Genomic DNA, 11,871 nt, shown 5'->3' with positions numbered 1-11,871 from the left:
CGCATGGACTACATCCTCAACCTGCTGTCCTCGCTCACCCAGGAGGCCCTCGCCCCCACCACGGCGGCGTTCGCCCTGGCGGCCATCGGACTGAACGTGCACTTCGGCCTGACCGGGCTCGTGAACATGGGCCAGGCGGCGTTCCTGCTGCTCGGCGCCTACGGCTTCGCGATCTCCATCACGAACGGGCTGCCGTTCGTGATGGCCGTGCTCATCGCCCTGCTCGTCGCCATCGTGTTCGCGATCATCCTCGGCGTCCCGACGTTGCGGCTCCGCGGCGACTACCTGGCGATCGTGACGATCTCCGGCGCCGAGATCATCCGCATGGTCGGCCGCTCCAGCCTGCTGACCACGACGACGGGTGGCTCCAACGGCATCACCGGGTCGAGCTACCGCGACCCGTTCACCGCCCTGAGCCCGCTGCCGGACGGCACCACGACCATCCTCTGGTTCACCTACGCCAACAACGGCGTCAACGGCTGGTGGATCCGCATCGCCGCCTGGGCCCTCGTCGCGCTGTTCACCTTCGTGCTCTTCCTGCTCATGCGCAGCCCCTGGGGCCGTGTCCTCAAGGCGATCCGCGAGGACGAGGACGCCGTCCGCTCCCTCGGCAAGAACGTCTACTCGTACAAGATGCAGGCGCTCGTGTTCGGTGGTGCGCTCGGTGCGATCGCCGGGATCATCTACGTGCTGCCGAGTTCGGTGCAACCGGACGCCATGGGCCGCTCGATGACGTTCTTCATCTGGACGGCGCTCATCCTCGGCGGTGCCGCGACGGTGTTCGGTCCGGTGCTCGGCGCAGTGCTGTTCTTCGTCGTCCGGCTCTTCATCCGCACCCTGGCCGGCGACTTCATCCCCGACTCGATCATGAACGCCCAGCAGGCCGAGCAGTTCTCGTACGTGCTCGTCGGCGTCGCGCTCATGCTCCTGATCGTGTTCCGACCACAGGGCCTGCTCGGCAACAAGAAGGAGCTGACGTTCAGTGTCTGAGACCTACGGCTACACGAAGGCCGACCCGATCCTCACGGTCGACGGCGTCACCCGGCACTTCGGCGGCATGACCGCCGTGGACGTCGACCACCTCGAGGTCCAGCGCGGCTCCATCACGGCCCTGATCGGCCCGAACGGCGCCGGCAAGACGACCTTCTTCAACCTGTTGACCGGCTTCGACAAGCCGAGCCCCGGCGCCAGGACGCAGTTCAACGGCACCACGCTGCAGAAGACGAGCGCGACCCACATCGCCAACCGCGGCATGGTCCGCACCTTCCAGCTGACGAAGGCGTTGTCGCGGCTCACCGTGATGCAGAACATGCTGCTCGGCGCCCGTGACCAGCCCGGCGAGAACTTCTTCGCCGCGCTGGTCAAGCCGGTGTGGGCGAAGCGCGAGCGGGAGATCACCGCGAAGGCCGAGGACCTGCTCGCCCGCTTCAAGCTCGACGACAAGGCGGACGACTACGCCGGTTCGCTGTCGGGTGGCCAGCGGAAGCTCCTCGAGATGGCCAGGGCGCTGATGTCCGACCCGACGATGATCATGCTCGACGAGCCGATGGCGGGCGTGAACCCCGCGCTGACGCAGTCGCTGCTCGGGCACATCCAGTCCCTGCGCGACGACGGCATGACCGTGCTGTTCGTCGAGCACGACATGCACATGGTCCGGCACATCTCGGACTGGGTGGTCGTGATGGCCGAGGGCAAGGTCGTCGCCGAGGGCCCTGCCGACACCGTGATGGACGACCAGGCGGTCATCGACGCGTACCTGGGTGCGCACCACGACACCGACCTGGGCGACGATTCGCTCCTCACCGAGGAGACCTTCGAGGAACTGGCGGAGGAAGTCGCGGAAGAAGACGCGGCGGACGCAGCAGCAGAGGAGAAGACCCGATGACGGACGCAGTCGACCCCACGAACGCGAGCAGCGCCTCCAGTCCGTCCCAGGCGGCCACGTTGGAACGCGAGCCGGTGCTGCGCGCGAAGAACCTCGTCGCCGGCTACCTGCCGGGCGTGAACATCCTGAACGGCTGCGACCTGGACTGCTACCCCGGCGAGCTGATCGGGATCATCGGGCCGAACGGTGCGGGCAAGTCCACGCTGCTCAAGGCCCTGTTCGGTCTCGTGTCGATCCGTGAGGGCTCGGTCACCCTGCAGGGCGAGGACATCACGAACCTCAAGGCGAACAAGCTCGTCCAGGCCGGCGTCGGCTTCGTCCCGCAGACGAACAACGTGTTCCCGTCGCTGTCCATCGAGGAGAACCTGCAGATGGGGCTGTACCTGCGGCCCCGGAAGTTCGCCGAGCGGCTCGAGGTCATCTACGACCTGTTCCCGGTGCTCGCGCAGCGGCGCGGTCAGCGGGCGGGGTCCCTGTCCGGCGGTGAGCGGCAGTCGGTCGCCATGGCACGCGCGCTGATGATGGACCCGAAGGTGCTGCTGCTCGACGAGCCGAGTGCCGGGCTTTCCCCGGTGCGCCAGGACGAGACGTTCCTGCGGACCCGCCGGATCAACAAGGCCGGTGTGTCGATCGTGATGGTGGAGCAGAACGCGCGACGCTGTCTGCAGATCTGCGATCGTGGGTACGTGCTCGACCAGGGGCGGAACGCGTACTCGGGCACGGGGAAGGAACTCGCGGACGACCCGAAGGTCATCGAGCTGTACCTCGGGACGCTCGCAAAGGACGTCGACGCAGGGCGCTAGCGCGCTGTGTCGACTGCGGGTGCCGCTGTGGGGGTGGTATCCGCGACGGGTGGGGCCGTGCGTGGTCGCTTCGCGCCGCACGGCCCCGCTCCTGCACGTTGGGCCCCGTCGGCTCGCGACGGTGCGTGGCCGGCTCCGGACCGGACGGGAGGCCCGCCCCGCGTCCGCCGGGTCGGTATCGTTCCGCAGGTGCAGAGACTGTCGGCGGGTGCGATGGACGCCCTGGTGTGGGTGGTCTTCATCGCGCTGTTCGTCGGTGCGGCGCTGCTCGTGAAGGTGGCGGCTGCCCTCCTGGTCGTGCTCGTGGTGCTCGCGCTCCTGCTCGGCTTCGTGCTGCGGGTGCTCCGCAAGCGACGGCGGCCGCCGCGCCGCCCCCGCTGACCGCGCGCTGACGCCCGAGTGGTGCGAGGTTCCGGACGTCGTGCGACCCTCGCGACCTCGCACGGAAGACGGAACCTCGCACCAAGCGTGGCGCCCCTCGCACGGTGCGAGGTCGCCAGCCGCTGACCGCACCGTCCGGTCCGTGCACGCCCCCGGACCTGCCCGGTAGGCTTGCCGGGTGAGCGAAGTCGAGATCGGTGCAGGCAAGCGCGGACGTCGGGCGTACGCGTTCGACGACATCGCGGTGGTCCCCTCCAGGCGGACGCGTGACCCGCGCGACGTCAGCGTGCAGTGGTCGATCGACGCGTTCACCTTCGCGTCGCCGATCCTCTCCGCGCCGATGGACTCCGTGTCCTCGCCGGCCACGGTCATCCAGATGGGCAAGCTCGGCATCCTGGGCGTCCTCGACCTCGAGGGGCTGTGGACCCGCTACGAGGACCCGACGCCCTACTACGACGAGATCAAGTCGCTCACCGACGGCAACGTCACGAAGCGCATGCAGGAGATCTACTCCGAGCCGATCAAGGCCGAGCTGATCACCGCGCGCCTGGCCGAGATCCGTGCCGCCGGGGTGCCGGTCGCCGGCTCGCTCAGCCCGCAGCGCACGCAGGAGTTCTCGAAGACGGTCGTCGACGCCGGTGTCGACCTGTTCGTCATCCGTGGCACGACGGTCTCGGCCGAGCACGTGTCGCAGAACGAAGAGCCCCTCAACCTCAAGAAGTTCATCTACGAGCTCGACGTCCCGGTGATCGTGGGCGGTGCCTCGACGTACACGTCGGCGCTGCACCTCATGCGCACGGGTGCTGCCGGCGTCCTCGTCGGCTTCGGTGGCGGTGCTGCGTCCACCACGCGTGCCGCGCTGGGCATCCACGCGCCGATGGCCACCGCGGTCGCCGACGTCGCGGGTGCGCGTCGTGACTACCTCGACGAGTCGGGTGGCCGCTACGTGCACGTCATCGCCGACGGCGGTCTCGACACCGCCGGCGACATCGTCAAGGCGATCGCGGTCGGTGCGGACGCCGTCATGCTCGGTACCGCGCTCGCCCGTGCCACCGAGGCACCGGGCGGCGGCTTCCACTGGGGTGCCGAGGCGCACCACCCGGAGCTGCCCCGTGGCCGCCGGGTCGAGGTGGGCACGATCGCCCCACTCGAGAACGTGCTGAACGGCCCGACCCCGACGTTCGACGGCCGCGCCAACCTCGTCGGTGCGCTGCGCCGCTCGATGGCGACGACCGGATACTCCGACGTCAAGGAGTTCCAGCGAGTAGAAGTGGTCGTGGCGCCGTACCACCAGTGATCCTGGTGGCACCCGCGCACCGACGCGGGTGACGCTTCGGCGCCGACCGTGACCCGGAGGCGACGATGGCGAAGTCCAGCACCACGAAGCAGACCAGTTCGGCCGGACGTCCTGGCGACGTCGTGCCGGGGGCGGGGTTCGACCCCGCGGCCAAGCTCGGCCCCGACGAACGCGCGGCGGCGATCGAGACCCTCAAGACGAAGGAGCTCGACGTCCTGGTCGTGGGCGGCGGCATCGTCGGTGCGGGCAGTGCGCTCGACGCCGTCACCCGGGGCCTGACCGTCGGCATCGTCGAGGCCCGTGACTGGGGATCGGGCACGTCGAGCCGTTCGTCGAAGCTCGTGCACGGCGGCATCCGCTACCTGGAGCAGTTGAACTTCGGCCTCGTGCGCGAGGCCCTCATCGAACGTGGCCTGCTGCTGCAGCGGATCGCCCCGCACCTGGTGAAGCCGGTGCGCTTCCTGTACCCGCTCAACCACCGCGTGTGGGAGCGGTTCTACATCGGCATCGGCATGGCGATGTACGACGCGTTCAGCTGGTCCGGCGGTCGTCCGCCCGGGGTCCCGCACCACCGGCACCTCAGCCGCACGCAGGTGCTGCGCTCGATGCCGTCGCTCAAGAAGGACGCCTTCGTCGGCGGCATGACCTACTACGACGCCCAGGTCGACGACGCCCGCTACGTGGCCTCGCTCGTCCGCACGGCGGCGTCCTACGGTGCGCACGCCGCGAGCCGGATCCGGATCGAGGGCTTCATCAAGGTGGGGGAGCGCGTGGTCGGCGCGCAGGCCCACGACATCCAGACCGGTAAGCGGTTCGAGATCCGCGCGAAGCAGGTCGTGAACGCCACGGGCGTCTGGACGGACGACACCCAGGCGATGATCGGCACCCGCGGGCAGTTCAAGGTGCGGGCGTCGAAGGGCGTGCACCTGGTCATCCCGCGCGACCGGTTCCAGTCGAACATGGGCATGATCCTGCGCACCGAGAAGAGCGTGCTGTTCGTGATCCCGTGGGGCCGGCACTGGTTGGTGGGCACGACCGACACCGACTGGTACCTCGACAAGGCGCACCCGGCGGCGACCGCGGCCGACATCGACTACATCCTCGAGCACGTCAACAAGGTGCTCCGCGTCCCGCTCACCCGAGAGGACGTCGAGGGTGTCTACGCCGGACTCCGTCCCCTGCTGGCGGGGGAGTCCGACCAGACCTCGAAGCTCAGCCGCGAGCACGTCGTGGCGCACACGGTGCCCGGGCTCGTGGTCGTCGCCGGCGGCAAGTGGACCACCTACCGGGTGATGGGCAAGGACGCCATCGACGAGGCCGTCGCCGCGATGGACGGCAAGATCCCGGCGTCGACGACCGAGGACATCCCGCTGCTCGGGGCCGAGGGCTACCCAGCCGCGTGGAACCGACGCGCACGGACCGCCCGCAGCTTCAACGTGCACAAGGTCCGCATCGAGCACCTGCTGAACCGCTACGGCACCCTGGCCACCGAGGTGCTGCAGCTCGTCGAGCAGGACCCCGCCCTGGCCGAGCCGCTGCCGGGAGCCGACGACTACATCGGCGCCGAGGTCGTGTACGCAGCCTCGCACGAGGGAGCCCTGCACCTGGAGGACGTCCTCGCCCGCCGCACCCGCATCTCGATCGAGGCCTGGGACCGCGGTGAGTCGGCGGCCCCGGTCGCCGCGAAGCTCATGGCCGACGTGCTCGGCTGGGACCAGGAGACCACCGAACACGAGGTGTCGAACTACCTGAAGCGCGTGGCCGCGGAACGCGAGTCGCAGCTGCAGCCCGACGACGAGAGCGCGGACCGCGTGCGGCTCGAGGCACCGGACATCGCGTTCGGCTTCGACGAGGACGACGTCGTCGTGGGTGGCGGCCGCAGCAGCGGTGCCGAGGGCGCGAAGGCGTCCGACGAGCAGGTCGTGGGGGAGAAGACGAGCGAGCCGGAGTAGCGACTGCGCATTGCGGACGCGGCCACGGGCCTCTCCCCACCGGCACGGCCGTGACGCCGCTGGCGCGTCGCCCCGGAACCGGCGGCGTGGGCCCCGACCGCGAACACCGGACGGGAGGCTCGTGGTGCGTCCGTCAGGCGGCCAGCGTCCCCGCCACGGTGCGACCACGGCCTCGCTCGCCGACGACGAGCACGACCGGGATCGCGAGCAGCGCCACGAGACTCGTGACGTACAGCACACCGGCCCAGATGGTGTGGTCCCCGCCGCCGATCCCGTAGCCGTCGGCCACGTCCATCCCGAGCTGGAACCCGGAACCGAACACCTGGACGGCGCCGGCGGCCACGATCGCCAGCAGCCAGGCGGCGGCGACGTGCGCCGTCGTCCGCCGGACCAGCGTCACGATCAGGACGGTGACCGCCAACGCGATGCCGACTGCCGCGATGACGAGCACCGCCACGACGTCGGCCCGCACCTGGTACCCCTGCGCGTCGAGGTGGCCGTAGATCGCACCGAGCGACAGCCCCGGCACCGCGCCGAGCGGATCGAGTACGAGCGCGTTGAGCGCCAGCAACCCCGCGTACAACGTGACGACCAGCGTCCCGACGACCCCGACGACGATCCGAGTTCTCCCCATGCGGTGACGATAGTGGCCCGGCAGGTGTGGAATGGCCGGGCACCCCCGGTGGTTATCATCGGGGTACTCGAAAAGGGAGCCATCATGGTCGACGTCCATCGCGTCAAACTCCCCGGAGTCGGCGTGCTGCACAGCTTCTACACCGACGACGGTGGCAAGTGCGGTGTCATCACGCACCGGTCGGGTCACTCCGACCTCATCTCGTTCGCCGACGTCTCCGACGGCGCGGACAAGTCCGAGAAGGTCTCGCTGCGCCTCAGCGAGGGCGAGGCGCACACCCTCGCCGAACTCCTGGGTGGCACCCGGATCACCGAGGGCCTCGACAAGCTCGACGAGATCCCCGGGCTGTCCATCGACTGGTTCTCGGTCGACTACGACGACGCGATCGCCGGCAAGCCGCTCGGCGACCTGCACGACTCCGGCTTCATCGGCCTGACCGTCGTGGCCGTCGTCCGTGGCGACAGCGCCAACCCGGCACCCTCGCCGGACTTCGTCGTCTTCCCCGGTGACACGATCGTCGTCGCCGGTTCCCCCGAGAAGGTCGCCAAGGCCTTCTCCTTCTACCGCAGCGGAGAGCTTGCGGCCGCATCGGCCGAGGCCCCGCGGAAGAGCTAACGCATGCACCTGGGCGGTGAACTGCTCACCATCGGTGTGCTGTTCGTCATCGCCTACGTGCTCGGGCGGCTCGGCAAGACCATCGGTCTGCCGGCGATCCCGATCTACATGATCGTCGGGCTCATCGCGAGTCCGCACACGCCGTGGATCGGCCTGAACGTCGAGTCGCACACGATCGAGCTCATCGCGACGTTCGGGCTCATCCTGCTGCTGTTCAACCTCGGGTTGGAGTTCGACCAAGAGGAGTTCTACGGCAACGCCGGCAAACTCCTCGTGTCGGGCGGCACCTACGTCGTCATCAACATGGGAGTCGGGTTCGCGTTCGGGTTCTCGCTCGGCTGGGGCACCCGGGAAGCCCTGATCATCGCCGGCATGACGGCCACCTCGTCGAGCGCGATCGTCACGAAGCTCCTCATCGAGCTGCGACGACTCGCGAACGACGAGACCCCGATGATCCTGGGCGTCACGGTCATCGAGGACGTCTTCATCGCCATCTACCTGGCGATCGTGTCCGTCGTGCTGTCCGGCGACACCAACGCCTGGGCGGTCGTCGGCAAGCTCGCGCTCGCGTTCGGCTTCCTCATCGTGATGTTCACGCTCGCCCGGTTCGCCGGCAAGTGGGTCTCGAAGATCTTCGCGACGCGTGACGACGAACTGTTCACGGTGCTGTTCTTCGGGCTCGCCGTCATGTTCGGTGGCATCGGCGACCTGCTCGGCGTCACCGACGCCATCGGCGCGTTCGTCATCGGTCTGCTCTGCGGCGCCACCCGGTACCGCGACCGCATCGAGCAGCTCGCACTGCCGATGCGCGACGTCTTCGCCGCGTTCTTCTTCGTGAACTTCGGCCTCGGCCTCGACCTGTCGACCTTCGGCGAGGTGCTCTGGCCGGTCCTCGGTGCGATCGGCATGACGGTCGTGCTCAACGCGGTCGCCGGGCAGATCGTCGCGCGCATGAACGGGTTCAACGTCCAGCAGGGGATCAACACCGCCGTCATCCTGGTGAACCGTGGCGAATTCGCGCTGATCCTCGCGACGCTCTCGGCTGCCGCCGGACTGGAGGCCCGGATCACCGCCTTCGCGGGCCTCTACGTCCTCGTCATGGCGATCCTCGGGCCGCTGCTCGCGGTGAACTCGGAGCGGATCGGCCGCCTCGTGGTGCGCCCCGCCCGCCTCGCCCGCCTGCGCGGGCGACTCGGCGGCCGCCGAGCGGTCGCCGCGGCTGCCGCCGCCGAGGCGGCTGAGGCCGAGGAAGCCGAAGCAGCGTCCGCCGCAGCCGTCCGACGTGCCGAGCGGGACCGCCAGTTCGCGGAGGAGTTCGCGCTCGTGGAGGCCGCTGGCAGGGACGAGCAGGAGAATGGGTCACCGGAGGCGACCGACGAACCCGTCACGTCGCCCGTCGAGATCCCCACCGAGCGCCCCGAGCGTCCGGTCCGACAGCGCGATCCGGAGTACTGATACAGATGTGGGCCGTTGCCCGACGACCGAGGTGGATCGCGCTGCTGTTGCTGGCGCTCGTGCTCGCGGCGGTGTTCGCCGGGCTGGGCAAGTGGCAGCTGGAGCGGAGCATCGCCAACGGCAAGCCGCTGCCGGCGACCACCGAGACCCGCAAGACGCTCGAGGCGGTCACCGCCCCGGAAGAACCCGCGAGCGAGACCATCGCCGGCCAGCGGGTCACCGTCACCGGCACGTTCGTCGCCGGTGACACCACGATCCTGACCGGCCGCACCGGGGGTGGGACGTACCAGACCGTGGGTCACCTGGTGGACTCGGATGGTGGGGCGAGCCTCCCGGTCGTCATCGGGTGGTCCGACCAGCGGTCGGCCGCCGTCGCCGGTGGTGACCGCCTGGCGGACGGGCAGACGCTCACGGTGCAGGGCCGGTACTACCCCGCCGAGTCGCCCGACCAGGACACCTACAAGCAGGCGGAGTACTCCGCCGTGGCGCCCGCGCGCTTCGTGAACACGTGGAAGGCGTTCGACGACCGGATGTACCTCGGGTACGTCGTCGCCGACGGTGCCACCGCGCAGGCCGCCGACCTCGGCACCATCGCCGACCGGGCACCGTCGCGCGAGGTCCAGTTCGACTGGCTGAACCTGTTCTACGCGATCGAGTGGGTCGTCTTCGCCGGCTTCGCGGTGTTCCTCTGGTACCGGTTCGTGAAGGACGCCTGGGAGCGCGAGGAAGAGGAGCGGCGTGAGGCTGCCCTCAGCGTCGACGGGGCCCTTGCGGACCGACGGTAGGCTGGTCGTCATGGCCTTGACCGTCCGAACCCGCGACATCCCGAAGATCCCGGGTGCGGTGAAGTGGTACCGCGTCTCCGCGTACATCACCGGTGTGCTGCTGCTGGCCCTCGTGATCGAGGTCATCATCAAGTACACACCGCTCCAGCTCGAGATGCAGCTCGGCAACGGCCCGTTCTTCGTGCCGAACGGCACGGCCGGCGAAGCACCCGGCACGTTCAACCTGTCGATCGCGATCCTCATCGCGCACGGCTGGCTGTACGTCCTCTACCTCTTCACGGACTTCCGTCTGTGGAGCATCATGCGCTGGAAGCCCTCCCGCTTCCTGCTCATCGCCCTCGGTGGCATCATCCCGTTCATGTCCTTCGTGGTCGAACACCGCATGCAGCAGAAGGCCATGGACACCTACCACGAGCTGATCGCTGCCCAGCAGCGTGAGAAGGAGGCCGCTCGGTGAGCGAGACCGAACAGCGTCCCGTCCTCGTCGTCGACTTCGGGGCCCAGTACGCGCAGCTCATCGCGCGTCGGGTCCGTGAAGCGAACGTCTACAGCGAGATCGTCCCGCACTCCATCACGGCGGAGGAGATCCGCGCGAAGGACCCCGCAGCCATCGTGCTGTCCGGTGGGCCGTCGTCCGTGTACGAAGAAGGTGCACCGTCCCTCGACGGCGACATCCTCGACCTCGGCGTCCCCGTGCTCGGCATCTGCTACGGCTTCCAGGCCATGGCGACCGCCCTCGGTGGCGAGGTCGCGAACACCGGCCTGCGTGAGTACGGCGCGACGTCCGTCGACGTCAGCGGGACCGACAGCGTCCTGCTCGGTGGCCAGCCCGGGTCCCAGGTCACGTGGATGTCGCACGGCGACTCCGTGGCGAAGGCCCCCGAGGGCTTCGAGGTCCTCGCGTCGAGCGCGTCGACCCCCGTCGCGGCCTTCGCGTCCGACGAGCGCAAGCTCTACGGCGTGCAGTGGCACCCCGAGGTGAAGCACTCCGAGCACGGCCAGGCCGTCCTCGAGAACTTCCTGCACCGCGCCGCCGGTCTGCCCGGCGACTGGAACTCGAGCAACGTCATCGACGAGCAGGTCGCCCGGATCCAGGCCCAGGTCGGATCGAACCGCGTGATCGCCGGCCTGTCCGGCGGTGTCGACTCCGCCGTCGCCGCAGCCATCGTGCACAAGGCCGTCGGTGACCAGCTCACCTGCGTGTTCGTCGACCACGGGCTCCTCCGCGCCGACGAGCGCAAGCAGGTGGAAGAGGACTACGTCGCCTCCACCGGTGTCCGGCTCATCACGATCGATGCCGAGCAGCAGTTCCTCGACGCCCTCGCCGGCGTGAGCGACCCCGAGCAGAAGCGCAAGATCATCGGGCGCGAGTTCATCCGCACGTTCGAGGCCGCGGCCGAGGCACTCGTGCTCGAGGCGCGTGGGGACGGTGACGACGGCGAGGTCAAGTTCCTCGTGCAGGGCACCCTCTACCCCGACGTCGTCGAGTCCGGCGGCGGAGCGGGTACTGCGAACATCAAGTCGCACCACAACGTGGGCGGCCTGCCCGAGGACATGACCTTCGAACTCGTCGAGCCGCTCCGTGCGCTCTTCAAGGACGAGGTCCGCGCCGTCGGTCGCGAGCTCGGTCTGCCCGAGGTCATCGTCGGCCGCCAGCCGTTCCCCGGACCGGGGCTCGGCATCCGCATCGTGGGTTCGGTCGACAAGCAGCGACTCGAGCTGCTCCGTGCCGCCGACAAGATCGCGCGCGAGGAACTCTCCGCAGCGGGCCTCGACGGGGAGATCTGGCAGTGCCCGGTCGTCCTGCTCGCCGACGTCCGCTCCGTGGGTGTCCAGGGTGACGGCCGCACGTACGGGCACCCGATCGTGCTCCGTCCGGTCTCGTCCGAGGACGCCATGACCGCGGACTGGACGCGCCTGCCGTACGACGTGCTCGCGAAGATCTCGAACCGCATCACGAACGAGGTGCCCGACGTCAACCGAGTCGTGCTCGACGTCACGTCGAAGCCGCCGGGGACGATCGAGTGGGAGTGACGCTCCCCTGAACGACCGGAGGCCCGGCAC

Annotated in this window: 12 protein-coding genes; 11 read left to right on the top strand and 1 reads right to left on the bottom strand. The window is 69.2% G+C overall.

What is annotated here, in order from left to right; all coding sequences use genetic code 11:
• The first annotated feature begins 3 nt into the window (after window positions 1-3).
• The 6 genes from DEJ14_RS17085 to DEJ14_RS17060 all read left to right on the top strand — a co-directional run bounded on the left by DEJ14_RS17085 (window position 4) and on the right by DEJ14_RS17060 (window position 6,318).
• Window positions 4-990 carry a branched-chain amino acid ABC transporter permease gene (locus DEJ14_RS17085; RefSeq protein ID WP_111083424.1) on the top strand — a complete coding sequence of 329 codons (987 nt, stop codon included), beginning with the start codon at window positions 4-6 and terminating at the stop codon, window positions 988-990.
• Window positions 983-1,885, top strand: coding sequence for an ABC transporter ATP-binding protein (locus DEJ14_RS17080; protein WP_111083423.1), 903 nt, complete (start codon window positions 983-985; stop codon window positions 1,883-1,885). The genes DEJ14_RS17085 and DEJ14_RS17080 overlap by 8 nt, the downstream gene beginning before the upstream one ends.
• Complete coding sequence (locus tag DEJ14_RS17075) at window positions 1,882-2,688, top strand: ABC transporter ATP-binding protein (protein ID WP_258373121.1); 807 nt, start codon at window positions 1,882-1,884, stop codon at window positions 2,686-2,688. The genes DEJ14_RS17080 and DEJ14_RS17075 overlap by 4 nt, the downstream gene beginning before the upstream one ends.
• Window positions 2,689-2,877: 189 nt before the next feature.
• Complete coding sequence (locus tag DEJ14_RS17070) at window positions 2,878-3,069, top strand: hypothetical protein (protein ID WP_146249640.1); 192 nt, start codon at window positions 2,878-2,880, stop codon at window positions 3,067-3,069.
• 178 nt (window positions 3,070-3,247) lie between these two features.
• Window positions 3,248-4,366: a GuaB3 family IMP dehydrogenase-related protein gene (locus DEJ14_RS17065; RefSeq protein WP_111083422.1), complete on the top strand. Its 1,119-nt coding sequence runs from the start codon at window positions 3,248-3,250 to the stop codon at window positions 4,364-4,366.
• A 65-nt stretch (window positions 4,367-4,431) separates the two neighbouring features.
• Window positions 4,432-6,318, top strand: coding sequence for a glycerol-3-phosphate dehydrogenase/oxidase (locus tag DEJ14_RS17060; RefSeq protein ID WP_111083421.1), 1,887 nt, complete (start codon window positions 4,432-4,434; stop codon window positions 6,316-6,318).
• Between the two features lie 133 nt (window positions 6,319-6,451).
• Here the strand turns inward: DEJ14_RS17060 and DEJ14_RS17055 are convergent, their stop codons facing one another.
• Window positions 6,452-6,952, bottom strand: a complete 501-nt coding sequence (locus tag DEJ14_RS17055; RefSeq protein ID WP_111083420.1) for a hypothetical protein — start codon at window positions 6,950-6,952, stop codon at window positions 6,452-6,454.
• 84 nt (window positions 6,953-7,036) lie between these two features.
• Here DEJ14_RS17055 and DEJ14_RS17050 point away from each other — a divergent pair, with 84 nt between their 5' ends.
• From DEJ14_RS17050 to guaA, 5 genes are read left to right on the top strand one after another with little or no spacing between them, the layout of a single operon-like run.
• The gene (locus DEJ14_RS17050) at window positions 7,037-7,567 is read left to right on the top strand and encodes a cation:proton antiporter regulatory subunit (RefSeq protein WP_111083419.1); all 531 of its coding nucleotides are present in this window, start codon (window positions 7,037-7,039) and stop codon (window positions 7,565-7,567) included.
• A 3-nt stretch (window positions 7,568-7,570) separates the two neighbouring features.
• A complete protein-coding gene (locus DEJ14_RS17045; protein WP_111083418.1) occupies window positions 7,571-9,022 on the top strand; it encodes a cation:proton antiporter in 1,452 nt (483 codons plus the stop codon).
• Window positions 9,023-9,027: 5 nt separating this feature from the next.
• A complete protein-coding gene (locus DEJ14_RS17040) occupies window positions 9,028-9,807 on the top strand; it encodes an SURF1 family cytochrome oxidase biogenesis protein (RefSeq protein ID WP_111083417.1) in 780 nt (259 codons plus the stop codon).
• Between the two features lie 10 nt (window positions 9,808-9,817).
• A complete protein-coding gene (locus tag DEJ14_RS17035; protein WP_111083416.1) occupies window positions 9,818-10,264 on the top strand; it encodes a DUF3817 domain-containing protein in 447 nt (148 codons plus the stop codon).
• Window positions 10,261-11,841, top strand: a complete 1,581-nt coding sequence (guaA, locus tag DEJ14_RS17030; protein WP_111083415.1) for a glutamine-hydrolyzing GMP synthase — start codon at window positions 10,261-10,263, stop codon at window positions 11,839-11,841. The genes DEJ14_RS17035 and guaA overlap by 4 nt, the downstream gene beginning before the upstream one ends.
• Window positions 11,842-11,871: the final 30 nt, after the last annotated feature.

Origin of the sequence: Curtobacterium sp. MCJR17_020 (genome assembly GCF_003234365.2) — a bacterium.
In the GTDB taxonomy this organism is placed as follows: domain Bacteria; phylum Actinomycetota; class Actinomycetes; order Actinomycetales; family Microbacteriaceae; genus Curtobacterium.
The sequence above is the reverse complement of the archived record's forward strand: the minus strand, read 5'-3'. Positions and strand labels throughout refer to the sequence as shown.

Coding starts and splice junctions, on each gene's coding strand:
- DEJ14_RS17085 (WP_111083424.1), top strand. CDS start 4: ATGGACTACATCCTCAACCTGCTGTCCTCGCTCACCCAGGAGGCCCTC.
- DEJ14_RS17045 (WP_111083418.1), top strand. CDS start 7,571: ATGCACCTGGGCGGTGAACTGCTCACCATCGGTGTGCTGTTCGTCATC.
- DEJ14_RS17050 (WP_111083419.1), top strand. CDS start 7,037: ATGGTCGACGTCCATCGCGTCAAACTCCCCGGAGTCGGCGTGCTGCAC.
- DEJ14_RS17035 (WP_111083416.1), top strand. CDS start 9,818: ATGGCCTTGACCGTCCGAACCCGCGACATCCCGAAGATCCCGGGTGCG.
- DEJ14_RS17075 (WP_258373121.1), top strand. CDS start 1,882: ATGACGGACGCAGTCGACCCCACGAACGCGAGCAGCGCCTCCAGTCCG.
- DEJ14_RS17060 (WP_111083421.1), top strand. CDS start 4,432: ATGGCGAAGTCCAGCACCACGAAGCAGACCAGTTCGGCCGGACGTCCT.
- DEJ14_RS17040 (WP_111083417.1), top strand. CDS start 9,028: ATGTGGGCCGTTGCCCGACGACCGAGGTGGATCGCGCTGCTGTTGCTG.
- DEJ14_RS17055 (WP_111083420.1), bottom strand. CDS start 6,952: ATGGGGAGAACTCGGATCGTCGTCGGGGTCGTCGGGACGCTGGTCGTC.